This window comes from Lacrimispora sp. (assembly GCF_036758025.1).
Lineage (GTDB): Bacteria > Bacillota > Clostridia > Lachnospirales > Lachnospiraceae > Lacrimispora.
Window position 1 is genome coordinate 59789 of the sequence record NZ_DAIOXM010000012.1, and the last position, 24845, is coordinate 84633.

The window sequence follows — 24845 nt, forward strand, 5'->3', positions numbered from 1 at the left end:
CCTATATTATTAATAAGCCATATTGGGAAGCCACATAAAGGTCTGCGGGAAATAGGTCAGAATCAGCAGAGCGATACCCATTACAAGGTAAAATGGAACCATTGACTTTGACAGCTTTTCAATTTTGATACCGGAAATTGCACTTCCGATAAACAATGTGGAACCTACCGGAGGAGTCAAAAGACCGATTCCAAGGTTCAGCACCATTACCACACCAAGGTGGATCGGAGAAAGCCCCAGTGCTATCCAGATAGGAAGAATTACCGGAGTCAGCATCAGAATCAGGCATGCCATCTCAATCAGGCAGCCAAGAAACAGCATCAGCACATTCAGCATGATCAAAATTAAGATCTTGTTGTCAGTCAGTGAGAACAGGGCTCCTGAAACCTGTTCCGGCACCTTCAAATAGGTCAGAAGGTAAGTAAATGCACCGGATACACCAAGAAGGATCAAAACCTTTCCGAGAGTCATGGTAACATTGTGAAAAATCTGAGGTACATCTTTAAGACTAAAACCTTTGTATATGAAAAGACCAACTACCAGTGACCATACCACTGCACAGGCTGCAGATTCTGTCGTTGTAAACACACCGGTAATGACGCCTACCACAACAAACAGAACAGAAAGCATTCCCCAGATCGCACGGGTGAAAGAGCGCACACAAGCTATGGGACTAAACTTTCCGGTTACCGGATATTCCTTCTTTACCGAAACATAGTAAGAGTAAATCATCAAAACCACGGAAAGAATCACGCCTGGAACGTAGCCTGCCAAAAACAGCTGTCCGATAGAAACGCTTGTAATACCAGACGCCGCAAGAGTGAAAATAACCATATTCTGGCTTGGCGGCACCAGAATGCCTTCAACAGAGCTGGCCATAGTAAGGCAGGTGGCGAAATCTCTGTCATATCCCTGGTCTTCCATCATTTTGATCTCAATAGGGCCAAGGGAAGCACAGTCTGCAGAAGATGAACCTGAGATTCCTCCGAAGAAGAAGGAAGCAACCACATTTACCATTGCAGCTCCGCCCCTGAACCAACCTACAAGCTCCTTAGAAAAATCAATCAGAGTATCCGTGATTCCTCCCGCGCTCATCAGCTCTCCCATTAATATAAAGAAAGGAACGGCCAGTAAGGTGTAAGAATTTAAATTGGCCACAAATTTAAGGGCCATCTGCATGGGATTAATTCCCAGATAAAAGAAATCGATTAAAGAAGCAATTCCAATGGCATATACAATCGGCACTCTCAAGAATACAAGTGCAAGGAATACACCGACCAGTATCAGTGTTGCAATAACTGTTGTACTCATTTATTTTCAAGCCTCCTCATCCACTGTGTAATTAATGCAAACACATACATAATTCCAGCTGCCGGAAGCGATAAATACATCCAGGCATAAGGAATATTAATTCCTGCCATGGTATTGCTTCTGGACTGCTGCATCAGCTGTATGCCGTAAACCACCATAAAAACAGCAAAGACAACGATGCATATACTTGCAAGTACGTCGGTAGCAATGATCTGGCCTTGTTTCATCTTTTCGTCGAACATGGTCACCTTTAAATGCTCGTCTGTCCTCAGCACCAAAGAGGAGCCAAGAATGCTCATCCAGGTCAGTAAAAACAGAGAAAGGGGTTCTCCCCACATCGGTGACTTATGTAAAAAATACCGCCCGACAAATATATAGAACACAACTGCCACCAATGCGGCAAGCATGAGAACGCAGATGTGTTTTACAATACCAAATACGACTTTATCGACCGGCTCCCATATTTTTTTGAATTTTTCCAATGTTCCCATAGTCATCCTTTTCCTTCAGATAAAGAATGCCGCAGATTATTTTGCGGCATCCTTCACAACTAGTCATATCGCCGTCAGAATAGTACTTTATTCATATTCTCCGCTTCTGAGCTTTTCAATAATTTTCTGAGAATCTTCATCATAGGTTGCATAAACTCCCTCACATGCCTCTGACCACTTGTCCAGATCAGTAACCTCAAGCTTTGTCACACCCTTTTCTCCAAAGGAATCAAAGGTATCCTGTATCTTTTTCTGATTGTACTCATAGCATACTTTTCCAGCGGCCTCAGAAGCTTCCTTCATCCAGCCCTGCTGCTCCTCAGTTAAGGAGTTCCACTTATCCTGATTCATCAGGATAACACCGCAGCCAAATGTATGGGCATCCGGAATAAAGTAAGGTGCTACCTCGTTGTAGGAGTTTGCCATATAGTTAATCACATCGTTCTCAGCGCCGTCTACCACACCAGACTGCAGAGAAGTATAAAGTTCGGAATATGCAATCGGGGTTGCGGAAGCCTTCAGTGCTGTCATGGTGTTTACCATTAAGTCTGTCTCCGGAACTCTCATTTTCAGACCTGTCATCATATCCAGGGAAAAGTCACTGGGATTTCCAAGCTTCTTATATGTACTCTCTGTGATGAACATATGCCTGGGCCCTTCCGTCAGCCAGCCCAGAGCCACATATCCGGGGTCTGCTTCTCCAACGGAATCAAGCAGCTCCTGTCCGATTTTGCTTTTTGCCATTTTTTCAAACTGATCCATATCCTTAAATAAGAAAGGAAGGCCGGATAAGCTGATTTTTGAAGCTCCATAGTTTGAAAGAGAAGATGCATTTCCCCTGAAAATATCCAGGGTTCCCATCTGAATTCCCTGCATGCTCTCTTTTTCATTGCCCAGGGTACCGTTTAAATAAAGCTCAACCGTAATCTGCCCTCCCGACAGTTCTTCAATCTTTTTCGCAAATTCCTTTGCCCCCACCGTTGCTCCGTAATCCTCACCATTGACCTCGCTCCAGGTGAGCTTCATGCTCTGCCCGCCGGACGGAGCCTTTGCTTCAGTCTTTGCCTCTCCGCCTGATGAGCCGGATGTTGCCTGAGTTCCCGAACCGCAGGCTGTCAATGACACTGCCATAGATGCCGTCATTGCAAGTGCTAATAACATTTTTCTTTTCATGATTCCTGCCTCCTATGATACTAAAACGTTTTTGTTAATGCGCGCAATAATTTCATAATTCAGAATATCACTTTTATAATCTCCTGTCAATAAGTTACTGATTTTAGTTTGTTTAGTTAATATTTTTATGAAAATATCACAAATGAGATGCTGGTTATTTTGTTATAATGACAGTTTGCAACTAAAATCACTCTCTTGTCTTTACTTTCATATTACTCATTGCTATAATTTACAAAAACGTTTTTTAACATTCTCATAGTTTTTTACGAATATATACAAACAGGAGGAATTTACATGATTATAACGAAATTTGAGAGCTGGTGGGTAGAAAGAGGAAAATGTCTCTTTGACAAAAAACGTCAGGGAGGCGCCAAAATGGGCTGGGATGTAATAGTCATTAAGCTCACCACTGATACCGGAATCGAAGGAATTGCAACCTGTATGGCTGCAAGAAGCGGAGCCGTCAGCGAAGCCTATTTACAGGAAAGCATTGCTCCCGTTGTACTGGGCAGAGATCCTCACGATCGGGAAGCGATTTTTCAAGAACTTTGGATCATTGACCGGCACGAGGCATTTTTTCCCGTTTTTCTTCCAGGCCCTGTAGATGTTGCCCTGTGGGATATCTGCGCAAAGGAAGCCGACCTTCCCCTATATAAGTATATCGGAGCTTACCGGGACAGCCTTCCCGTTTATGCAAGCAGCAACTTTTTAAGTTCTGTACAGGATTATGTAGATGAAGCGCTTTATTATAAAGGCAGAGGCATAAAAGGTTATAAGGCCCATCCAGCCGGGCCTGCTGAATTTGATATGCAGGTACATTCAGCTATCCGGGAGGCAGTGGGCGATGAATTTGTACTGATGACAGACCCTGTAGGCGAATACACCCTTGACGAAGCAATCAGAGTCGGCAGACACTTAGAAAAACTCAATTACAAGTGGTTCGAAGAGCCCTTCCGGGACTTTGAACTTTACAAATACACAGAACTCTGCCGTACCCTGGACATTCCTGTTGCAGCAACCGAAACGACCCGTGGCTGTCACTGGGGTGTTGCCCAAGTCATAGCACAGCGCGCCGCCGATATCGTCAGAGCAGATGTCAGCTGGAAGGATGGGATCACCGGCACATTAAAAATCGCACATATGGCAGAAGGTTTCGGACTAAACTGTGAAATCCATACAACCACAATGAACTATATGGATATCGTCAACCTTCATGTCAGCTGTGCGATCAAAAACTGCGAATATTTTGAATACTTTGTCCCGGAAGACAATTACCGTCTGCCGATGAAGGGAAATCTTCCGATTGATGAAAACGGCATCATTCATGTTCCCAATAAGCCAGGCGCAGGCGTGGAGCTTGACTGGGATCTGATCCAGTCAGCCTGCCGCAACTATATCTGTCAAACATTCAATTAGAGGAACAGATAGCGGTATTTCTCATGCTCGTACATCACAAGGTTGCTTCGCAGCACGACCTCGCTTCCCACATAGACCCTTTTTTGCTCCGGTATTTTTCCGCTGATTAAGTATTCTACAAGTGTGCGGATGCCTACATATCCCTGTGCATACGGATTTTTCTGTATAACATGGTTCAGCACGCCCCTCCGGAGCCGGTCTGCGGTAATAGCTGACAAGTCGGAACCTACGGAATATACCCTGCTGGACTTTCCGCTTTCTTCCAGAGCCTGTCCCAGCAGGATTGTCCCCTGGGAATAGACGCTGCAGCATGCGGCTACATCCGGATGAGAAAGTTTGTTAAAAATATTAATGTAATTAAGCTTATTCATGGTCCACGAATAATCCCTGTACACCAAATTGGGACAGTTGTTCTCGCTTAAATAATCTTCAAAACCTTTTACAATCAGTGCATGGGCATCCCACTTGGGATTGCCGGCGCAGAGAAAAATACTCCCATATTCCGGAATACGGCTGGTAATAAGCTCCGCCATGGTCCGCCCTATCACATCGTATTCCGGCTGGATACAGCATAAATAATCGCACAGCTTATTCTCGGAATTGATACAGACGACAGGTATATTCTGTTCACAGATCTTCTGCCAGTCTTCCGCTGCAGAAACGTCATCAATATGACCTACTGTAAGAATGCCGTTGATTTCCCGCTTATCCGCCAGAACCTTCAGTTCTGCTAAAATACTGCTTTTATTTTTCTCAAAAAACGGCATCTCAATGAATTCCAGATTCATATTGACTTTAGACAGGTAATCATGAACACCCCTCCACATAGGAGGATAGTAATACTGGTTATCTCCCTCCTCGCCGGGAAGCAGAATAGCGACTCTTTGCATACTGCGCTTTAAGCTTGAAGCAAGGGCATTGGGCTGATACTCCATTTCCGCAGCAGTCCTGCGGATCATCTCACGGGTTTCATCACTCACCCCAGCCTTCCCGCTTAAGGCAAAGTGAACCGAGCTGATGGAAACGCCCGCTTTTGCCGCTACATCTCTGATTGTCACTTTTTTATTCACGAAAACCGCACCTTTCAAACGTGTTAAACACTGTTTCAACAAATAATTACTGCTATTATACACCAAATACAAAAAAGATTGAAGCATATAAAATTTTATCTTCAGGAGGATTTTTAAAATGTCAGAATTACAAGGAAAAATAGGAATTGTCACCGGAGGAAGCAGCGGCATCGGATTTCAGATCGCTAATGTATTGGCTGAAAATGGCGCTTTGGTTTATGCTGTCAGCCGCACCGGTTCCCCAAAAGAAGGCGTAGGCGAAAGCGCAGCGGGGGTCATTCACGTCAAAGGCGATATTGGCGATACAGAAGCCATGAGGCAGATGGTTGAAGATATTACAGGAAAAGGCGGCGGTTGCCTGGATTTTCTCATTAACAATGCCGGAGCCACATTTAAATGCAGGGCAGAAAGTTTCCCGGCAGATCAGTTTGAAAATATCATGAATGTAAATGTAAAATATGTATTTGAAATGAGTAAGATATGCTATCCACACCTGAAAAAAGCGTCAGGAAAAGGCCGCATCATCAATATCACAAGCATGAGCGCCCATCTTGGTTTTTCTGAAGTTGTTCCTTACTGTGCCAGCAAGGGTGCAGTGCTGGCTATGACCAGAGGCCTTGCCGTGGAATGGGCCCAGGACAATATCTGCGTTAACAGTATTGCGCCGGGCTGGTTCCAAAGTAAAATGTTAAAACAGGTTTCTGATCCTGTCAGGGAACAGAAAATTCTCGGCCGCATGCCATTGCACGCTTACGGTGATACAAGAGACTTAGGAGCCATGGCAGGCTTCCTCTGCGGCCCCAGTGCTGGCTACATCACCGGCCAGGATTTTGCCGTAGACGGCGGTGCTCTTGCATACGGATACTGATCAATAATTTTTATTGGGAGAAGTTTTTCTTATCTGGACAAATACAAATCGAAAAGCGTTCTGGCAATAGGAGCCGCTGTCTGGCCTCCTGAGCCTCCCTCCTCCACAATCACGCTGACCACGATCTGAGGCGCTTCAGCCGGAGCAAAGCCTACAAACCAGGCATGGGTTTCTTTTTCTTTGTCAAATTCCGCCGAACCGGTTTTACCTGCCGCAGTATAAGCATCCGTCCGCAGAGCAGAGCCGGTTCCTTCTGTTACCACAGACCGCATCAGCTCTGTCAGGGCAGAGGATTCTTCGGCAGTCATCAGGTTTCCGAAAGAATGAGGCATGAATTTTTTAATTACATTGCCCCCTGAATTTTCCACATGGTCAACGAAATAAGGCCTCATTAAGGTTCCTCCATTGGCAATGGCAGCGGTAATCATAGCATTGTGAAGAGGAGTGATCTGGGTCTGTCCCTGCCCTATAGAGGTCTGCAAAACCTGCCACGTATCGGCCCCCGGGCCCATGATATAGGAGCTTTTACTGTAAGCAATGGATAATGGCAGCTCTGTATTAAAGAGAAGCTGGTCCGCCGTAGTTCTCAAACTGGACGGATTCAGCAAAAGGCCCAGACTTGCAAAAGCTCCGTTGCAGGAATTGGCAAATGCCTGCTGCAGGTTTTGATGGCCGTGTGCGGTTTCGTGGTAGCATTTAATGGCATAGTCCCCATTTTCGTAAATCCCGTCACAGTCAAAGGTAAAGTCCCTGTAATTGTCCGGATTTTCCCTCATATATTCCAGGGCTGTCACCATCTTAAAGGTGGAACCCGGAGGGTAAAGCCCCTGAGCAGCCCGGTTTAAAAGCTGTCCCGAAGTGTTTTCCTCAGATACCAGACTGGCCCAGTCCGCCAGCAAAGTATTGGGGTTATAATCGGGCTTGGATACCATGGCAAGGATCTTTCCCGTTCCCGGCTCCATGACAACCACTGCCCCTCTTCTGTTTCCAAGGGCATCATAAGCTGCCTTCTGGAGATCCACATCAAGAGTAGAGATCACATGATCTCCCTGGTTTTTTATGCCTGACACTTCATTGACCGCCTGCTCCACCAGATTGACGTGGCTGGTGAGAAGGTAAAAATTGGACAAGGCTTCCAGGCCTGTCTTTCCATTGGCCGAATATCCTACCACATGGGCAAACAGGGAATCATAGGGATAGACTCTGGTTTCCTTCCCCTCTCCATCCACTTCTGTGCGGGCCAGCACCCTGCCGTCGCTGCTGCGGATTTCTCCCCGCACCACCCGTTCTGCAAAGCTGTCCAGTCTGGCATTATAGGAATTGTTGATGACATTCTCGCTTTTGACTGAAAGAAAATATCCAAAGTACACTGCCAGTCCGATAAAAAGCCCTACAACACCATAGGTCAGCAGCAGGATATGGCGGTTTGCCTTGGGATTCTGATTAGCCTTCATATTCGTCTTCTTCCTCTTCGTTGCGTTTGAGTATATAAAGTCCCTGGAGTATGGCGAAAATAATAAACGTGCTTAAAATCGAGCTTCCCCCATAACTGACAAAGGGAAGGGTCACTCCTGTGGAAGGGATGAACTTAGTCACCCCGCCTACGGTTAAAAACACCTGGATAATATAAATCATTCCCAGACCGAATGCGATCAGCTTATAAAAAACCGCCTGCATTTGGCTGGCAATCATCATAAACTGCAAAAAGCATCCCAGGCAGATAAGAAGGACGCACAAGGCAAAGATGCCCCCCAGCTCCTCCGATATTGCAGAGAATATAAAATCCTTTTCCACCACCGGGATTTTTCCCGGCATTCCCCGATAAAGGCCCATTCCAAACCAGCCTCCCGTTCCAATGGCAAAGAGAGACTGGGTAATCTGATACCCTTTTCCCGCAATGTCAGCCCATGGATTTCTCCAGGCCTGCACTCTGGTTCTCACATGCCCGAACAGTGGATAAGCCAGCAAAGAAGCCAGCACACCGGCTCCCAGCCCTGTCATGAGATACCGCCATTTCCCCGTAGCCACAAACAACATAAAAACATAGACAAGAAAGAATATAAAGGCGCTTCCAAGGTCTCTGGAAGCCACCAGGATGAGCACGTGAACGGCGGCAACTGCACTAACCGTCATAACTGTGGAAAAGCTGACAGAGCGGTAAAACATGGTGGCAATAAAAAAGACGTAGCTGATTTTCACAAATTCCGATGGCTGAAAGGAATATCCGCCTATATCAAGGGAAAGCTGGGCGCCGTAGCTGTTAGTCCCGATGACGCACACCGCTCCCAAAAGGAGAATTCCTCCTGCCCCGTATACCCAGGGAATCTTGCTCAGCTGCCACACCCGGTCAATGATAAAGGGTATGATCCATGTAACCAGAGCCGCCGCCACGACTACAAGAAACTGTCTGGTGGCCCGTTCAAAGGAAAGTCTGGTGAGCATGATAAAGCCTACTGTAAGAAGCATACACATGTTGTTGACCAAGAGCCTGGACAGATTCCGATAAAACAGCCGATAAAGCAGTAAATAGGCAAGGAAAAATACGGCCTGGGCCAGATAAAAGACCAAGGTTCGCTCATCTCCTGTTTCCAGCCAGATAATCACATAAGCCAAAGCGTGAATGAGAAACATGACCTTATTCTGACGTCCGCAGACCTTTTTCTGTTTCATCTCATCATGAAATGAAAAAAAACGGAAATTCAAATATGTGTAGAATGCGATCAGCAGTATCATCAGATACCTGGATGCATCAATCATCAAATTAATCATACAATACCTACTCTACGCCTCGTTTGAAATGACCTCTTGTAAATTCCTTATATGGAAGCTCTGCCTTCTGCCCATAGAGCATTTCTTTTGCAAAGCATTGGATCACAGCCTTTGTCTCTTCCCTGCTCTCTATGGTAAACTGCAGGCGAAGGGAGGAAGGAGAAAGTCTTCCCACCTCTTCCCCAAGCCCCAAAAGGGATAAGGGAGCTGAATTATAGATGGTGTTATAACAGAAAACACAATGGTTTTTCACCGGAAATTCCTTTCCCAGCCTGTCCTTTAAGGTCAGCACCATAGGAGTCCCATCGCATTGCGTTGTTCCCTGATGAAGGCACTGGGCCGTCACCATCATGGGCAGGCGTCCGTAAGCCAGAAGCTCCCCCGGAACACTTAGTTTTCCCAATTCCCGGCTGTTTAATTCCACCGGCCATGTCAGTTCCTCTGCTCCCAGCTTAAGAAGGGATTTCTGGGCCTTCCGGTTCATTCCATATACTCCAAAGTCAAAGATAAAAGGACCGTTGATTCCCTTAGTCTTTAAATACTCCGGTTCCTCTAAGGAACGGATCAGGAAGCCGTCAAATCCGGCTGATCTCAGCTCGTTTAAATGCTTGTCAAAATAGTTCTCTGCCGTACTGCGGAAAATGTGAGGCATGGTGATCATACACTCTTTTCCGTTAGCATGGCATAAATCTACAGAGGATTTCCAGGCTGAGGGAAGAAATGAACCTCCGTCTATATAGATTCTGGTCACATCAGGGGCTTGTGCGGCAGCCTCCAGACAGTCCGGGCGCTCTATGGAAACAGTGAGCCGGGCCTTGTGGGGAGCTGTATTTTCACCTTGATGGCTGTTGCTTTTTTCATTGTTCGGCAAAGTATGGAGGGCCGGTTCTTTTTTCTCCTGTGCCGGGCGGATGAAATCCTCCAGTATTGCTTTTTCCAACGCCTCCAGCCCTCTTCTGCGCAGGTCATTAAGGACCTGAACCGGGAGGAATATGCTTCCCCCTATGTGAATATTCAAATCCTCAAAATAAAAGGGTGTGTTTCCGGTTTTATCAAGCTGCTTTTTTATCTTTTCTTCTGTCAATGGCTGGTTCTGGGCCATCTGCACCGTTTCACCGGAAACAGTGACGGTTTTTCCCATACCTTCTAATGTAAAGCAGGCTTCCTGCCCTTCCTCCAGAAACGCCGTTCCTGTAACCGGCTCCTGAAGCTGTTTTTCTACAAAATTCTGATCCAGATAGTCAAATAAAGGCTGATTTCCCTCCCGGAAAGCAGGTTTTTCTTTCCAGACCACCATATCACGGCCATTATGCCGCTTATAGTATCCATCCGTCTGGCCGCCCCGGTCAAAGAGATCTAAAAGAGTCTTCCGGTCCTGTTCATCAACACCATATCCCTCTCTTCCTTTTTCCAGGTAGAGGTCCGCATATTTGCGGTAAATGGAGGTCACTCCGGCAGTATATCTGGGGCTTTTCATCCTTCCTTCGATTTTCATGGAATAGATTCCGGCTTCAATCATGTCCGGAATGAAATCCAAGGTGGATAAATCTTTTAAGCTGAGACAGTACGACTCTCCTTTTTTCCCAAGATTCTGTCCTCCCTGCTTCACCTCATAGGGCAGACGGCAGGTCTGGGCACACCTTCCCCGGTTTCCGCTTCGCCCTCCGATGAGGCTGCTGAATAAACACTGACCGGAATAGCTGTAGCATAAGGCTCCGTGAACAAAGCTCTCAATCTCTACATCCACCTTGTTATGGATCTGTTCAATTTCTTTTAAAGACAATTCTCTTGCCGTAACCACACGCTCTGCTCCCAGATCTTTTAAAAGGGAAGCACCGTAGACGCCGGTAATGGTCATCTGAGTGCTTGCATGGATGGGAAGGCCGGGAAACTGTTCCTTGAGAAATGATAAAACTCCCATATCCTGAACAATGGCCGCATCAAGTCCCCTTTCGTAATAAGGGGCCAGATAATCGTAAAGTTCTTTCATCTCCTGTTCTTTTACAAGAGTATTGACTGTCAAATACAGTTTGCGCCCATGGAGGTGAACGTAATCAATGGCCTCTAAAAGCCTGTCCTGGTCCGGGTTGTCTGCAAAGGCCCTCGCCCCAAATTTGCTTCCGCCCATATAGACTGCGTCGGCTCCTGCCGCAACCGCTGCCTTCATACTTTCAAATGATCCTGCCGGAGCGAGGATTTCAACCTTTTTCTTCACGTGTGCCTCCTGTTTTACTGTTTATGGTAATGGGAAAAGAGAGGATGCCTCAGCCGCTCCTGGACATCCCCTCCTGATTCATTCTGTCATATGGGCCTTAGCAGACTTCTTTCCTTCTGCTGCTTCTTTTGCAGCTTCAAGTTTCATCTGGGTCGCCACCAGCTCATGCTTTAAGCTGTATGTTTCCTTTTCCATCTCCGCCTTCTGCTGTTCCAGCAGGTTGATCCGTTCTCTGGCCTTAAAATAATCATCGGCCATATTCAGTTCTATCATAACATTCTGGTATTCTGCGCTCTGCTTGGAAAAGCCTTCCTGCCGCTTTAAAGTCAGAATCATCTCATTTACATATCCGGCAAGGCGGTGGATGTAACTTTCATCCTCGTTTCCGGCTAAAGTGTAGATCTTGCCATCTATTAAAACTTCCGTGTAGCGTTTGGAATTCATGTTTTTCTCTCTCCCTGTTAATGGTAAATGTGCTTTAATTATGAATATACCACACTTTCCGCCAATAGGAAAGTTTAAAATACAGCTTGTTTACACTTGTTCATCATTCCAGGGAAAGCCCCAGATGTTCGTAAGCCCGTTCTGTAGCCACACGGCCTCTGGAGGTGCGGTTTAAGAATCCGTTCATCAGAAGATAGGGTTCATAGACATCCTCCAAGGTACCTGCATCTTCTCCCAGAGCCGCCGCCAGGGTATCCAGCCCTACGGGACCTCCGGAAAATTTCTCAATCATTGTGGTTAAAATGGCCCGGTCATTGTAATCCAGACCAAACTTATCCACATCCAGAATATCCAATGCAAAATCCGCCACTTCTTTTGTGATAACACCATTGTATTTTACCTGCGCAAAATCCCGGACACGCTTTAACAGGCGGTTTGCCAGTCTTGGGGTTCCTCTGGAACGCTTGGCGATCTCTGCGGCCCCTTCTTCTTCTATTTCCACATCCAAAACCTTGGCAGAGCGGCAGACGATGATCTTAAGCTCCTGAGGGGTATAAAATTCCAGCTTCTGAACTACGCCGAACCTGTCTCTTAAAGGTGCGGTCAAAAGGCCCGCCCTGGTGGTGGCTCCTACCAAGGTGAATTTAGGCAGATCCAGCCTTATAGACCTGGCTCCTGAGTCCTTTCCCAGCATGATATCAATGGCAAAGTCCTCCATAGCCGGATAAAGAACCTCCTCCACCTGACGGTTTAATCTGTGAATTTCATCCACAAACAGCACATCGCCTTCCTGGAGGTTGTTTAAAATAGCTGCCATTTCTCCCGGCTTTTCGATAGCAGGCCCGGAGGTGACCTTTATGTTGACTCCCATCTCGTTGGCAATGATTCCTGAAAGGGTGGTCTTGCCAAGTCCCGGAGGGCCGTAAAACAGCACATGGTCCAGGGATTCCCCTCTGGCCCTGGCTGCATCAATATATACTTTTAAATTGGACCGGATTTTTTCCTGGCCGATATATTCTGCCAGACAGGAAGGTCGTAAATTAGGCTCAATCCTTCTGTCCTCTTCTGTTATTTCCGTGGTTATGATCTTACGCTCCATTGCTTCTCCTTACTTCCCGGGGAGTCTTCTATTTACACTTATATAAATGCCAGATGTTTCAAGGAAGCCTTAAGCACATCCTCTGCGGTCATGGAATCCGTCACTTCAACCCGGCCCACTGCCCGTCCTGCCTCGGAGGCAGAATAGCCCAAAGCGGTCAGGGCATCCACTGCTTCCCCTGCGGCTCCGCTTAAGCCGGAACTTTGTCCCTTCTTTTCCTGTAAAAATTCCGGGGGCAGTATATCTGATGTTTCGATCTTGTCCTTTAAGTCCAAGATCATCCTTTGGGCTGTCTTAGCACCGATGCCCGGTGCCTTTGATAAGGCTTTGGCATCACCTGAGACAATGGCTCTCCTCAGTTCGTCAGGCTCCATGGCAGAAAGAACACCCAAAGCCACCTTTGGGCCAATTCCGTTTACACTGATGAGCTGCTTAAACATCCGAAGGTCCTGGCGGCTTAAAAAGCCATAGAGACACATCGCATCCTCCCGCACCTGAAAATATGTATAAAGCTTTACTTCCGCTCCGATATCCGGCAGCTTCTGAAGCACTGATACGGGAACATACAGTTCATAACCCACGTTTCCGCTTTCTATTACAACCATGTCCTCCAAAATCTCGGACAACGGTCCTTTTACAAAAGAAATCACTTGTTCTGTCTCCTTTTGGCTGTATTTCTATGCCATTTATCATAGCATACTGCCTGTTGTTATGCAAGCAGATAGTCGAACAAATATTCTGTTTTGGGAAATTGACGAACCGGTTCCCTTAAGATATAATATGGAAGGAGAAGAGAAAGGACGAAGATATTTATGATCACTCTGGAGAAAACCATTTCATTTTGCGAAACATATCCCCTGGAAAGACTTGGGAAACGGGAAGAACTTTTGTTCTTTGATATTGAGACTACAGGTTTTTCAGGAGAATATTCCACTCTTTATTTGATCGGATGTGTCTATTACAGGGAGGGGAATTGGAAACTGATCCAGTGGTTTGCCGATACACTGGATTCAGAGGGAGAAGTACTGAAAACCTTCTTTGAATTTTTAAAGCAGTTTACCAAAGTCATACATTTTAACGGAGACGGCTTTGACATCCCCTATCTTTTAAAGAGGTGCCGGGCCCACTGTCTGGCTTATGATTTTTCCGCAGTGGAAAGTCTGGACATTTATAAAAAAATACGCCCTTACCGCAATCTCCTGGGTCTTTCCAGTATGAAACAGAAAGCCATCGAAGAATTTTTGCAGGTAGAGCGAAAGGATCTTTACTCCGGCGGACAGTTAATTGAAGTTTATAAAGATTACTTAATTTCCCGGGACCGGTATTTATTTGATCTTTTGATTCTTCACAATGAAGATGATTTAAAAGGAATGCCCCTCATACTTCCCATTTTAAGTTACCCTGACTTTCTGGAACAGGATTTTTCACTGGATAAACAGGAAATGTTGTACCAAACCGACCTTTTTGACCGCCCTCAGCCCCTTCTTAAGCTGACTTGCAAAACCGGACTTTCCATTCCCATAGGCTTTTCCAAGTCCAATTCCCTGGTGCTTTTAGAGGCGGAAGAAAATGTTCTTACCGCTGTCATTGACCTTTTTGACGGGGAGCTTAAGTATTTTTATCCGGATTATAAAAATTACTATTACCTGATCTATGAGGATCATGCCATCCACAAAAGCGTGGCGGAATACGTTGACCGGGAGGCCAGGATAAAGGCTACGGCCAAGACCTGCTATACCCGCAAGAACGGCTGTTACATTCCTCAGTTTTCTTCCTTGTGGACGCCTTCTTTTCAGAGGGAATTAAAGGATAAAATCAGCTACATACCGTATGAGGCCCAGCTTTTTGAAAATCAGGAAAATGTCCGTCTTTACACCCGCCATCTGGTTGATATCCTGTGCCGGTAAGGCCGGGGAAGGGGATCTCGCCTTAATAGCTCCCTTTTTTTAAAAGGTGTCTGATATAGGCGAAGGTCCGTTTCTCCCCTTCCTTCTTTAACATGAGCAGGAGTTTTTCAAGCAGCGCCTTTGTCTCCGGATGGATGACCATATAAGGACTGGTATATTCATAATATTCCCAGGGAGAGCCGTCTGTATAGGCCTTTCCCTTGTAGGTTTTGGAAGCAGCAATCCGGTCCATCATCATCTCAATGACATAATTTAAAGGAATCCTATGGCCTGACAACCCTTGGGAAAGGTCTGTGGTAAAATCAATCCAATATTCATGATGATGCTTATTACGGCCTTTGTGATGAAGCCATGCTCTGGAAAAGCCTTTTTCCTCCCGCTCTGCAGCATTGGGACTTCTGTTTCCCTGATAGTAAAGAACTCCCAGCCAGAATTCCTCCCGGCTGTATTTTGACAAATCGTGGAGCAGGCCCTGTTTGAAAAGGCCCACACGAAAACAGTTTTTCATGACTCTCAGCTTATGTATGGTAATGGTATAAAAATGCCCCCACAAATTTGTAAATTTCATTGTCTTTCCCTTCTTTTTCCTTGCAGAAATCTTTCTACATTCTACCACAATTCTCACCGGTTTTGCCACTGATTTTTTCTTCCATAAAGTTTTTGATATTTTTCCTCTTTTTGGGCGAAAATATTTGACACCTTTCCCTTTTTATGCTATTCTTAGGGCAGTTGCAGAACTTCTGTAACTGAGGCGTTTTTATTCACTTTTATTCATTTTGGAGGTATCATTAATGAAAGGTACAGTTAAGTGGTTTAACAACCAAAAAGGTTACGGATTTATTTCCGACGAACAGGGTAACGATGTATTTGTTCACTACTCAGGTCTTAGCATGGACGGTTTCAAGTCCTTAGAAGAAGGCGCTGCCGTAGAGTTCGATGTAGTAGACGGTTCCAAAGGCCCTCAGGCTACCAACGTTATCAAATTATAATCATTGACTTATCAGTGTACCTTTTTCAATATACAGGAAGAAGTTATATTGTTTCACATGATTACGATCAGAGCCATCCGGATGGATGGCTCTTTTTGATATGCTTTTCTAAATAAAGTCAAGCCTGAGCTTTCTCATACAGCTCTTTCAAATCTTCTGCAGTAAATTCATAATTCCTGCTGCAAAAATGGCAGTTGACTTCAATGGGCTCCCCTTCTTCAATCATTTCCTGAAGTTCCTTCCGGCCAATGCTGATCAGAGCCTTTTCCACCCGTGTCTTATCACAGTTGCAGTAAAAGCGGGTGGAAACCTGTTCCATCATGTCCAGCCCCATATCTCCCAGAATGTGCTCCAGGATCATTTCCGGCGTATTTCCCTGATCTAAAAGAGAGGTAATAGAGGTGATCTCACTGAGCCGTTTCTCCAGCTTGTCAATCATCTCATCAGATGCGCCAGGAAGAAGCTGGAGAATAAAGCCTCCTGCCTGCTTCACCGTATTGTCCTTGTTCATCAGCACTCCCAAGGCCACTGAGGAAGGAGTCTGCTCTGAAGTGGCGTAATAATAGGTTAAGTCTTCAGCGATCTCACCGCCCACCAATATGGTTTGTCCTACATAAGGCTCTTTTAAGCCAATGTCACTGATTACCGTTAAGACTCCCTCTCCTACAGCTCCGCCTACATCCAGCTTTCCAGCCGGGCTTGGAGGCAGCATAACGGACGGATTGTAAACGTATCCCTTTACATCGCCTTTGGAATCGGCTGTCACAGTAAGCCCTTCAATGGGGCCGCTTCCCTGAATCTTTATGGTGAGGAGATCATCCTCTCCCTTCATCATAATTCCCATCATGGCCCCTGCTGTCAGAAGCCTGCCCAATGCGGCAGTTGCCACAGGGCTTGTATTGTGAGCCTGTCTTGCTTGTTCCACTAAATCTCTGGTTGTAGCTGCAAAGGCACGGATCTGGTGATCTCCTGCCGTTGCTCTTATGATATAATCAGACATATTTTCATTCCTTTCCCTGCTCTCTTGCTATCACATAAATTCTTTCGCTGTCACCCTTTACCGGAGCTTTGGTAAAAGCATCGTAAGCGGTGATGAATTCCATTCCTGCTGCCTCAATGGCCGCCTTCACCTGTTCAAGGGAATAGGCCCTTTGATAATGATTTTCCGTATACTTCCGGTATAAGTCCTCTTCCTGGCGGATAAACAGAGAGAGACAGTATTCATTGATTCCGGTTTCTCTATCGTAGTAATTGTCCCAGATAAAGCTGCAGTCCTCCCGGTCCTCGGCAATGGTAGAATCTCCTAAAACAGATTCATATTTATAAACGGAATTCAAATCGAATATAAATATGCCCTTGGGGTCCAGATAATTGTTGACCAGACGGAATACCTGGACCATATCCTCATAATCCAGAATATAATTCATGCAGTCGCAGATGCTCACCACTGCTCTTACGGTTCCGTACAATTCAAACTCTCTCATGTCCTGCATAAGATAAAGGATGTCCCTGCTGGATTCTCCCCGCTTTTCCATGGCTGTCTGCAGCATATCTTCGGAGTTGTCCACTCCGATCATGTCATAGCCCTTTTCAGCCAAAAGCTCTGTCAGGCTTCCGGTGCCGCATCCTAAGTCCAGAACAAGTCCATCCTTTATTCCATATTCCTGCAAAAGACCGGTTACATATTCACACCACTCCTTGTAGGGTATGTTATCCATGAACAGATCATACACCTGGGCAAAGCTGGTATATGCTTCCATTTTATTTCTCCTCTCTGATGCCGTGGGAATAACAAAGCAGGTAGCTCCTTAAGAGATACCTGCCAGGTCCGGTTTGATTACAGGTTGCTTCCGCAGCACTTTTTATACTTCTTGCCGCTTCCGCAGGGACACGGATCATTTCTTCCGATTTTTGTTTCTTTTACAACGGTTCCGGAAGATTTCTGCTTCTTGTAGAGTTCTTTTTTCTTCTCTTCTGTCAGGATTTCATCCCACTGAGGAAGGCTGTAAAGCCACTCTGCCTTTGCTTCCACCATGTTGTAATACAGCTTTTCCGGGTCGATCTCTATTTTCACCACAGTCTGCTCGTCCATGGTCTCGATGGGATTTTCATATCCCTTTAAGCTCTCATTGATTCCATCTAAAAATCCAGTCATGGTCTGAATATCTGTACCATACCTCTTAGCCAGCTCTTCTACCGTTCCTTCTACAACTTCAGCAGGCTTGGAAAGGATATGCTCATAAATTCCCTTTTCCACCTTAAAATATTCAGTCCAAAGTTCTTCTCTTGCTTTATCATCCAGCCCGTCGCCGTATGCCAGATTTCTCCAATTTTCTAAAATAGCCATGTTAAAAACCATCCTTTTGTCTGTTATTTCTGGTAACGCTCATTTTACAGTATATAACATTTTATCAAATTTTGCAAAATGTTTTTTTGCTTTTAAAATTTATCACATCCATTCTCCATACCGCTTCACATACAGCCGCTTAATAAACTGTACGCAAAAAAGATATCCAGCCAGAATCACTGCCAGCCAAGGAATAAATAATGCCGGCAGACGCATCATATCAAATCCCACAGCAAAGTCCGTAAAACCGGTCACTAAAGCGGCAACGGCTACAATAAAGGTGGACAGCAAAAGAGGGATGGAGGGCTTGCTTTGCAGAAATGGAATCTTTGCTGTACGGATCATATGGATAACCAGCACCTGAGACACTGTTCCGAATACAAACCAGCCGCATTGAAACAAAGGGGACAACTCCGCCTTATTTGCTCCGACAGCCCACCACATGACAGCAAAGCACAAAATATCAAAAACAGAGCTGACCGGTCCTAAAAATGCCATGAAGGACTTAATGGACCCGGTTTCCCATTTGCGCGGTTTTTTTAAGTATTCCTTGTCTACGCTGTCAAATGGTATACCCATTTGGGAAAAGTCACATAACAGGTTTTGAGTCAGAAGCTGTACCGGCAGCATCGGTAAAAACGGCAGGAAGATGCTGGCTATAATGACTGAAATCATATTGCCGAAATTGCCGCTGGCTGCCATCTTAATATACTTAATAATATTTCCAAAGGTGCGGCGGCCTTCTATGACTCCTTCTTCCAGCACCATCAAATCCTTTTTCAGCAGAATAATATCAGCAGTTTCTTTGGCAATGTCCACGGCAGTATCCACGGAAATTCCTACATCAGCCTGACGCAATGGAGGCGCATCGTTGATGCCGTCTCCCATATATCCAACCGTATGGCCTGCTGCCTGGAATGTCTTCACCACCCTCTCCTTTTGAGATGGAGACAGCTTTGCAAACAAATCACATGTCTTAACTGCATCCATCAGGGCGGCATCGTCCATCTTCTCTACATCACGGCCTGTCAGAAGGCGGGAGGTATTGACGCCTACCTTGCTGCACACCTTGACAGCTACGCCTTCACTGTCTCCGGTAAGGACTACCGTTCTGACCCCATGCTCCCTAAGTGCGGTAACCGCTGCCTTTGCGCTCTCTTTTGGAGGATCAAGAAAGCCTACAAAGCCAATCAGAACCATATCCTTTTCATCCTCTACGCTAAACGCTCCGCTGCCGGGAACCTCGTTTTTCTGTGCAACGGCAATCATCCGCAGACCGTCAGTATTGTGCCTTTCGTAAACTTCAAGGGCTTTGCGTACTGTTTCTTCATCCATTGGCAAAACTTTTCCATCCATTTCCACAAAAGAAGATATGCCAATCATCTCTTCCACAGCGCCCTTTGTAATAAGCTGATATTTTCCATTTTTATCTGATAGTACAACGCTCATCCTGCGGCGGGAAAAATCAAAGGGTATTTCATCGATGCGGGTATAGAAATCAAGAATCTCCTCAAGTCCATTTTGTTCGGCCCGGCTCATAATCGCAAGGTCAATCAGGTTTTTCAAACCTGTCTGAAAGTGGCTGTTGAGATAAGCATGACGCAGGATTCGGGTGTCATCCTCACCGTGCAGATTCATGTATTTTTCCAGAACGATTTTATCTTCAGTCAGAGTTCCGGTTTTATCGGTACAAAGCACATCCATTTCTCCAAAGGTCTGTATGGCACCAAGAGTGCGGACAATAACCTTGTGCTGGGACATGGAAACCGCGCCTTTTGCCAGGGTTGAAGTCATAATCACCGGCAGCATTTCCGGAGTCAGTCCTACCGCAATGGTGATGGAAAAAAGCAAGGCGCCTGACCAATCTCCCTTTACCAGCCCATTGATCAGAAACACTACAGGAACCATCACTAACATCATACGTATAAGAAGCTTGCTGACTGAATCCACACCACGCTCAAAACTGGTTTTTGCCCTGTCACCGGACAGAGATTTTGCCATTGATCCGAAATACGTATCGTTTCCGGTTGCCAGCACCACGGCTGCAGCGCTTCCGCTTACCATATTGGAACCCATAAATCCAATGTTTTTCAAATCCGTCAGTCCGTCATCAGGATTATTCCTTATGTCACTGAATTTCTCCACTGGATTGGATTCACCTGTTAAAGCCGCCTGTGCTATAAAGGCATCTTTTGTAGTTAAAAAATATACATCAGCAGGAAGCATATCGCCTGCTGAAAGGCGGATCATATCACCGGGAACAACTTCATCAATTGGAATTTGCACCAGATTCCCGTCTCTCCAGACATCCGCTTTATTGGAGATCATCCTGGAAAGCTTTTCCGCAGCAGCATTGGATCTCTCGCTTTGCACAAATGCAACCAGGCCGGACAGAAATATCAGTGTTAAAATAATGGATACAGTGAGATAATCGGGTTTTGAGGAGGCAATTACATCCGTAAAATATGTGATCACTGCTATGAGAAACAGAATTATGTTAAAGGGGTTGATGGTGGCTTCCCTTAACCTATGGATCACCGTATTTTTGTTTCCTATAGTAATGACATTCTTTCCAAATTTGTCCTGCCGTTCCTCAGCTTCTTCACTTGTGAGGCCTGCCTGGGAAACGGACAGCCGTGCAAGCAACTCCTTTTCCTCCATAAAGGCAAGGGAACGGAGCTTTGCCTCGGTATTTTGTTTGTTTCTTTGAATTTCTTTGTTAAAATTTTTTCTGTTCATGATATTCACCGGAATCATTCCTTTCTTTTTTAGAATTTCCCAGCAAAAATACAGCACAGCAAAAAAGCCGCCCCAACGGACGGCGGTAAATGCATAGGAAAGTCAGCCCATCAGCATAAATGCACAATGGACAATAACCCGCAATAAACGCCGGTACGTCGGTCTGTATTTCCACATTGGGTTTTAAAGCCATCTATCTGGCTTTGGGGGTGGCCGTCCATTGTATCACTTCCTTTTCATTTATTATTGGACAATTTTGCCCAGTTTATTAAGTATAACATATACTTACCCAAAAGACAACTTTTATGCCGGAGCAAAAAATACCCTGCCGGCAACACGACTGTTACAGACAGGGCATTAAAAAGGGGAGGATAAGTATTCACTTCTCTTTGGTATAATCCTATTATTGCCTTAACTGTATGTTTTATTCATGTCATTTGAAAATTATTTTTAAATATTTGCAAGCCTTTCAAACAGGCTGTTTATTTCAATCTGACCATATCCCCATACATTATTAGGATAGACGTTGGTGGGTGCGCGCACAGCTCCCCGCACAATCAGGCGGTTCACATCATTCCCTGTAATGGTGGTGTAATTTCCCCTGGGAACGGCCCATTCAAAAACCATAGCAACAATGCCGGCTGCATGAGAGGCGGCACATCCGCTTCCTGTTATGGTACCGTATCGGTCTCCGGGGACGGCACAGGTAAGCTCATAGCCCGGGGCAGCGATATCCGGTTTCACAAAACCGGTTCTCGTATAACCTCTGCCGGACTCCGGCAAAATGCTGTCATTGAACTGATTGTAGGCAGTGACGGCCAAAGGATGCATAGAGGTTCCGGGAGCGGTTATGGTGGTGTCCGTATTGGGTCTTAAAAAAAAGGTTCCTTCTGATATCAAATTCCCTGACGGCATCCATATATGAAAAGAAAAAGGTTCTTCATCAATATTTCGTATCCGGATGCTCCACGTTCCCGGAATGGGATTTTGAAAGCGCATCAGGATCATGGGGTCTCCTGTTTCCTCTTCAAAGAGAAAATTATTAATCCAGACCTGGCTTTCATTTTCCCCGAAAGAAAACTCGTTGCACCCGCCCAAAGTGGGACGCACTTCGCTGGTGGATTCCCTGTTAGGGGCCGTTAGTTCAATGGTAAGTCTGGCCGGGGCAAAGGTCCACAGCTCTAAGGAGAATAATGTGTCATTGGCTCCCACTATAAATTCCACGTCATTAAAGAAAGGGGCTTCTGTGGTATTGTTATAATAATGCCTGCGCTTGTTAGCCTCATTTCCTGAGGTAATGGTGACTCCTGTATGGGGAAGCTGGGAAAGATAATTGGTAAAATAGCTGGTTGCCCCCCGCCCGTCATGGCTGGACTGGTTTGTTCCCATTGCAACACAGACTGCAATGGGTCGGTTCAGGCTCTGGGCATAAGAAGTCACATAATTTAATCCGATAATCAAATCAGACTCCTGATAGCATTCCGCATCCTCCGGCACAAAGAATACTCTTTTAAGACTGTTTTTCGCCGGTTTCAGTTTTACGATCAGTAAATCAGCCTCAGGAACAACACCGCTGAAGGCCTCCCCTAAGTTGGCCTTTCCTGCGGCTACGCTTGCTATGGCTGTTCCGTGTCCGTTGGTATCCACAGAAGGCACAATGGCCAGGGGATTTTCTGATCTTAACGCCGTATTGATAACATCCCTTGTGTACTCAGTGCCATAGGTAAAACCTGCCGGGGGGATGCCATCTTGCTGGGTCTGGTCCCATATGGAAAGAATGCGGGTGGTTCCGTCATTATACCGGAACGCCTGATGCTGGTAATCGATTCCAGTGTCCAGAATTGCCACAATGATTCCCCGTCCGAATAAAGCCAGATAAGGGTTTCTCTGTACTGTTCCCACTCCAGATTTTTCAAGGCTGATGGTGGAGCTGAGGGTCAGCACAGAGGGAAATGCATTATAAGGATATAATATGCCTAAATCACAGGGATTCAGATCGGAAACGGGAACATGAACCAGGGAATGGCGAAAATTCATATTCGTTATATTATCCCCCGTATCATAAGCCGGAATCATACCGTTGCTGATAATGATATCATAGTAATTATCATCCACTATTTTTTCCATGATCAGGCCTCCCGTATTCTGTAAATGGCACATATGATATATTTTATGCGCCAGATTCCTTATTATGAGCGCGGAAAACTTCCCGGCTTTCTTCATTCATATCGCACAACCCACCGCATAAACTGTATCATATGTTCTAATAATGTGCTCAGGGAGATTTCATCATGGAAAAAATTTTAGATAATAATTATTATGATCTGATTGTCAATAATCTGCTGATCTCCTCCTTCAGCGAAAACAGTGATGTCACTCCGCTGAATGACCGTGTTTCTCTGGTGCATGTTTCTGCGGAAAATATGCAGCCCTGTGACTTGGGACTCTATCCATATCATCTCTTTCCTTCCATTTATGTCCCCACCGCTGCCATTGACTGCGACAACAATACCATCGGCACCACTCAGCCGACATTAACCGAGCCTTTATATGGAAAAGATATCATTCTGGGCATCGTGGATACCGGCATTGATTACCGGCATCCTGCATTTCTAAATATGGATAAGACCACCAGGATTCTTTCTATATGGGATCAGACCATACAGGAAGGTCTTCCTCCCTATGGTTTTACCTTTGGCACCGAATACACCAGTGCCAACATCAACGAAGCGCTTGGACAGGAGGATCCTCTTTCCGTTGTTCCCACTACAGATCCTCTGGGCCACGGAACTGCCATTGCCAGTATTGCCGCCGGCACCCCTGACCCGGAACACGCCTTTACCAGCATTGTACCGGAAGCGGATCTGGCTGTTGTGAAGCTGAAGGAAGCTAAAAACAGCCTGAAGAAAATATTCTGTGTTCCAGAGAATAAATTTTGTTTTCAGGAGTCAGACATTGTGCTTGGAATCCGGTATTTAGTTACTGTAGCCCAGAAGTTAAAAAAGCCTATTGCCATCTGCGTTGCTGTTGGAAGCAGCCAGGGCAGTCATGACGGCCTGGGTGTATTAAGCACTTTCTTAGACACTCTTGTTCAGTTTCCCAAAACCGGTTTTTCTATATCAGCAGGAAATGAAGCAGATAATAGAAGGCATTATTACAATGAAACCCTATCCTCTCCATTTCTCCATGAATTCCAGTTAAATATAGGAAGGGAAGACAGAGAGTTTGCCCTGGAGATTTGGACCCAGGTTCCGGGAAGGCTTTCCATTGAAATCACCTCCCCCGATCAGGAAACCACTCCCTTTTTCTATCCTTCCTTTGATAAATGCTATCAATATGAGTTTCAAAACAGCAGCAGCCAGGTCATAGTAAACAATATGCTGTTTGAACGAAGCACCGGGGATCAGTTGATTTTGCTGAGATTTAGGAATCCGCTTCCGGGAATCTGGCATCTGCTGGTCCAGAGTACGGAAAATGAACCGTTTTCCTTCCACTCCTGGCTTCCCGCCGGAAATCTGATCTCAAACAGAACCTTCTTTTTAAGTTCCAATCCGGATACAACAATAACCGCCCCTGCCAACAGCAGGCATGCCATGGCTGTGACAGCTTATAATCAGATGACCGGAAATATCTTAGATGAATCCAGCAGAGGCTATTCCAGAAAGAATCTGGTCAAACCTAACATTGCTGCTCCGGGTTACCAGATTCCCTGCGCCCTTCCAGGCGGACTATATGGGACTTTAACCGGCACAGGAGCCGGTGCGGCTTCGGCAGCAGGCGCAGTGGCCGTCATCTTCCAATGGGCCCAGACCTCGGGACACCTTACGGATATGGCCGGTGAGCAGGCCAGCCGCCTTCTCATAAGAGGCGCACAGCGCAGCAATGCATTTTCCTATCCTAACAATATATGGGGAAATGGCAGGCTGGATTTATATAATACCCTGGAACGGATTCTTCTGGTTATATAAAAAAATTAAAAAGGAACTGTTTTGCAATGCATACAGTTC

Annotated in this window: 21 protein-coding genes; 5 read left to right on the top strand and 16 right to left on the bottom strand. The window is 45.7% G+C overall.

All coding sequences use genetic code 11. The annotated features are described in order from the left end of the window. Positions 1-9 precede the first annotated feature (9 nt). From V7M78_RS11685 to dctP, 3 genes are all read right to left on the bottom strand, one after another. Complete coding sequence (locus V7M78_RS11685) at positions 10-1311, bottom strand: TRAP transporter large permease (RefSeq protein ID WP_333649670.1); 1302 nt, start codon at positions 1309-1311, stop codon at positions 10-12. Continuing rightward, positions 1308-1802, bottom strand: coding sequence for a TRAP transporter small permease (locus V7M78_RS11690; RefSeq protein ID WP_333649672.1), 495 nt, complete (start codon positions 1800-1802; stop codon positions 1308-1310). The genes V7M78_RS11685 and V7M78_RS11690 overlap by 4 nt, the downstream gene beginning before the upstream one ends. A gap of 87 nt (positions 1803-1889) precedes the next feature. Next, on the bottom strand, positions 1890-2975 hold the full coding sequence (gene dctP / locus V7M78_RS11695; RefSeq protein ID WP_333649674.1) for a TRAP transporter substrate-binding protein: 1086 nt from the start codon (positions 2973-2975) through the stop codon (positions 1890-1892). 294 nt (positions 2976-3269) lie between these two features. Between dctP and V7M78_RS11700 the strand changes: the two genes are divergently transcribed. Further along, complete coding sequence (locus tag V7M78_RS11700; RefSeq protein ID WP_333649676.1) at positions 3270-4391, top strand: enolase C-terminal domain-like protein; 1122 nt, start codon at positions 3270-3272, stop codon at positions 4389-4391. On the opposite strand, the gene V7M78_RS11705 is transcribed toward V7M78_RS11700, so the two are convergent. Next, entirely contained in the window at positions 4388-5461 is a 1074-nt protein-coding gene (locus V7M78_RS11705; RefSeq protein ID WP_333649678.1) for a LacI family DNA-binding transcriptional regulator, read from the bottom strand. The genes V7M78_RS11700 and V7M78_RS11705 overlap by 4 nt on opposite strands. Positions 5462-5579: 118 nt before the next feature. Here V7M78_RS11705 and V7M78_RS11710 point away from each other — a divergent pair, with 118 nt between their 5' ends. Further along, entirely contained in the window at positions 5580-6329 is a 750-nt protein-coding gene (locus V7M78_RS11710) for an SDR family NAD(P)-dependent oxidoreductase (RefSeq protein ID WP_333649680.1), read from the top strand. Between the two features lie 29 nt (positions 6330-6358). Here the strand turns inward: V7M78_RS11710 and V7M78_RS11715 are convergent, their stop codons facing one another. From V7M78_RS11715 to ruvA, 6 genes are all read right to left on the bottom strand, one after another. Then, positions 6359-7783: a peptidoglycan D,D-transpeptidase FtsI family protein gene (locus tag V7M78_RS11715; RefSeq protein ID WP_333649682.1), complete on the bottom strand. Its 1425-nt coding sequence runs from the start codon at positions 7781-7783 to the stop codon at positions 6359-6361. Then, on the bottom strand, positions 7773-9098 hold the full coding sequence (locus V7M78_RS11720; RefSeq protein WP_333649684.1) for an FtsW/RodA/SpoVE family cell cycle protein: 1326 nt from the start codon (positions 9096-9098) through the stop codon (positions 7773-7775). Before V7M78_RS11720 ends, V7M78_RS11715 begins: the two co-directional genes overlap by 11 nt. Before the next feature lie 7 nt (positions 9099-9105). Continuing rightward, positions 9106-11265, bottom strand: coding sequence for a U32 family peptidase (locus V7M78_RS11725; RefSeq protein ID WP_333649817.1), 2160 nt, complete (start codon positions 11263-11265; stop codon positions 9106-9108). 126 nt (positions 11266-11391) lie between these two features. Further along, positions 11392-11757 (bottom strand): cell division protein ZapA, encoded by a 366-nt coding sequence (locus V7M78_RS11730; protein WP_333649686.1) that lies wholly within the window; start codon positions 11755-11757, stop codon positions 11392-11394. Positions 11758-11860: 103 nt separating this feature from the next. Next, positions 11861-12856 (bottom strand): Holliday junction branch migration DNA helicase RuvB, encoded by a 996-nt coding sequence (gene ruvB / locus V7M78_RS11735; RefSeq protein ID WP_333649688.1) that lies wholly within the window; start codon positions 12854-12856, stop codon positions 11861-11863. 38 nt (positions 12857-12894) lie between these two features. Further along, the gene (ruvA, locus tag V7M78_RS11740) at positions 12895-13506 is read right to left on the bottom strand and encodes a Holliday junction branch migration protein RuvA (RefSeq protein ID WP_333649690.1); all 612 of its coding nucleotides are present in this window, start codon (positions 13504-13506) and stop codon (positions 12895-12897) included. A gap of 162 nt (positions 13507-13668) precedes the next feature. Here ruvA and V7M78_RS11745 point away from each other — a divergent pair, with 162 nt between their 5' ends. Then, positions 13669-14763, top strand: a complete 1095-nt coding sequence (locus V7M78_RS11745; RefSeq protein WP_333649692.1) for a ribonuclease H-like domain-containing protein — start codon at positions 13669-13671, stop codon at positions 14761-14763. A gap of 22 nt (positions 14764-14785) precedes the next feature. Here V7M78_RS11745 and V7M78_RS11750 read toward each other — a convergent pair whose 3' ends face one another. Then, a complete protein-coding gene (locus V7M78_RS11750) occupies positions 14786-15331 on the bottom strand; it encodes a DUF5662 family protein (RefSeq protein ID WP_333649694.1) in 546 nt (181 codons plus the stop codon). Between the two features lie 223 nt (positions 15332-15554). On the opposite strand from V7M78_RS11750, the gene V7M78_RS11755 reads away from it, so the two are divergent. Next, positions 15555-15752 carry a cold-shock protein gene (locus V7M78_RS11755; RefSeq protein WP_333649696.1) on the top strand — a complete coding sequence of 66 codons (198 nt, stop codon included), beginning with the start codon at positions 15555-15557 and terminating at the stop codon, positions 15750-15752. A 118-nt stretch (positions 15753-15870) separates the two neighbouring features. On the opposite strand, the gene hslO is transcribed toward V7M78_RS11755, so the two are convergent. From hslO to V7M78_RS11780, 5 genes are all read right to left on the bottom strand, one after another. Further along, the gene (hslO, locus tag V7M78_RS11760) at positions 15871-16752 is read right to left on the bottom strand and encodes an Hsp33 family molecular chaperone HslO (RefSeq protein ID WP_333649698.1); all 882 of its coding nucleotides are present in this window, start codon (positions 16750-16752) and stop codon (positions 15871-15873) included. A 4-nt stretch (positions 16753-16756) separates the two neighbouring features. Further along, the gene (locus tag V7M78_RS11765) at positions 16757-17512 is read right to left on the bottom strand and encodes a class I SAM-dependent DNA methyltransferase (RefSeq protein WP_333649700.1); all 756 of its coding nucleotides are present in this window, start codon (positions 17510-17512) and stop codon (positions 16757-16759) included. 77 nt (positions 17513-17589) lie between these two features. Continuing rightward, on the bottom strand, positions 17590-18099 hold the full coding sequence (locus V7M78_RS11770; RefSeq protein WP_333649702.1) for an SEC-C metal-binding domain-containing protein: 510 nt from the start codon (positions 18097-18099) through the stop codon (positions 17590-17592). Positions 18100-18201: 102 nt separating this feature from the next. After that, complete coding sequence (gene mgtA, locus V7M78_RS11775) at positions 18202-20874, bottom strand: magnesium-translocating P-type ATPase (RefSeq protein ID WP_442914649.1); 2673 nt, start codon at positions 20872-20874, stop codon at positions 18202-18204. A 414-nt stretch (positions 20875-21288) separates the two neighbouring features. Continuing rightward, positions 21289-22965, bottom strand: coding sequence for a S8 family peptidase (locus V7M78_RS11780; protein ID WP_333649706.1), 1677 nt, complete (start codon positions 22963-22965; stop codon positions 21289-21291). Positions 22966-23129: 164 nt separating this feature from the next. On the opposite strand from V7M78_RS11780, the gene V7M78_RS11785 reads away from it, so the two are divergent. Beyond that, positions 23130-24806 (top strand): S8 family peptidase, encoded by a 1677-nt coding sequence (locus V7M78_RS11785; RefSeq protein WP_333649708.1) that lies wholly within the window; start codon positions 23130-23132, stop codon positions 24804-24806. Positions 24807-24845 lie beyond the last annotated feature (39 nt).

What these genes read in the sequence shown, in the direction of transcription:
- V7M78_RS11780 (WP_333649706.1), bottom strand. Translation starts at nt 22,965, where the DNA reads ATGGAAAAAATAGTGGATGATAATTACTATGATATCATTATCAGCAAC.
- V7M78_RS11745 (WP_333649692.1), top strand. Translation starts at nt 13,669, where the DNA reads ATGATCACTCTGGAGAAAACCATTTCATTTTGCGAAACATATCCCCTG.
- V7M78_RS11715 (WP_333649682.1), bottom strand. Translation starts at nt 7,783, where the DNA reads ATGAAGGCTAATCAGAATCCCAAGGCAAACCGCCATATCCTGCTGCTG.
- V7M78_RS11690 (WP_333649672.1), bottom strand. Translation starts at nt 1,802, where the DNA reads ATGGGAACATTGGAAAAATTCAAAAAAATATGGGAGCCGGTCGATAAA.
- V7M78_RS11685 (WP_333649670.1), bottom strand. Translation starts at nt 1,311, where the DNA reads ATGAGTACAACAGTTATTGCAACACTGATACTGGTCGGTGTATTCCTT.
- V7M78_RS11785 (WP_333649708.1), top strand. Translation starts at nt 23,130, where the DNA reads ATGGAAAAAATTTTAGATAATAATTATTATGATCTGATTGTCAATAAT.
- ruvB (WP_333649688.1), bottom strand. Translation starts at nt 12,856, where the DNA reads ATGGAGCGTAAGATCATAACCACGGAAATAACAGAAGAGGACAGAAGG.
- V7M78_RS11700 (WP_333649676.1), top strand. Translation starts at nt 3,270, where the DNA reads ATGATTATAACGAAATTTGAGAGCTGGTGGGTAGAAAGAGGAAAATGT.
- V7M78_RS11730 (WP_333649686.1), bottom strand. Translation starts at nt 11,757, where the DNA reads ATGAATTCCAAACGCTACACGGAAGTTTTAATAGATGGCAAGATCTAC.
- V7M78_RS11725 (WP_333649817.1), bottom strand. Translation starts at nt 11,265, where the DNA reads ATGAAGGCAGCGGTTGCGGCAGGAGCCGACGCAGTCTATATGGGCGGA.
- V7M78_RS11710 (WP_333649680.1), top strand. Translation starts at nt 5,580, where the DNA reads ATGTCAGAATTACAAGGAAAAATAGGAATTGTCACCGGAGGAAGCAGC.
- dctP (WP_333649674.1), bottom strand. Translation starts at nt 2,975, where the DNA reads ATGAAAAGAAAAATGTTATTAGCACTTGCAATGACGGCATCTATGGCA.
- V7M78_RS11755 (WP_333649696.1), top strand. Translation starts at nt 15,555, where the DNA reads ATGAAAGGTACAGTTAAGTGGTTTAACAACCAAAAAGGTTACGGATTT.
- V7M78_RS11720 (WP_333649684.1), bottom strand. Translation starts at nt 9,098, where the DNA reads ATGATTAATTTGATGATTGATGCATCCAGGTATCTGATGATACTGCTG.
- V7M78_RS11765 (WP_333649700.1), bottom strand. Translation starts at nt 17,512, where the DNA reads ATGGAAGCATATACCAGCTTTGCCCAGGTGTATGATCTGTTCATGGAT.
- hslO (WP_333649698.1), bottom strand. Translation starts at nt 16,752, where the DNA reads ATGTCTGATTATATCATAAGAGCAACGGCAGGAGATCACCAGATCCGT.
- V7M78_RS11770 (WP_333649702.1), bottom strand. Translation starts at nt 18,099, where the DNA reads ATGGCTATTTTAGAAAATTGGAGAAATCTGGCATACGGCGACGGGCTG.
- V7M78_RS11750 (WP_333649694.1), bottom strand. Translation starts at nt 15,331, where the DNA reads ATGAAATTTACAAATTTGTGGGGGCATTTTTATACCATTACCATACAT.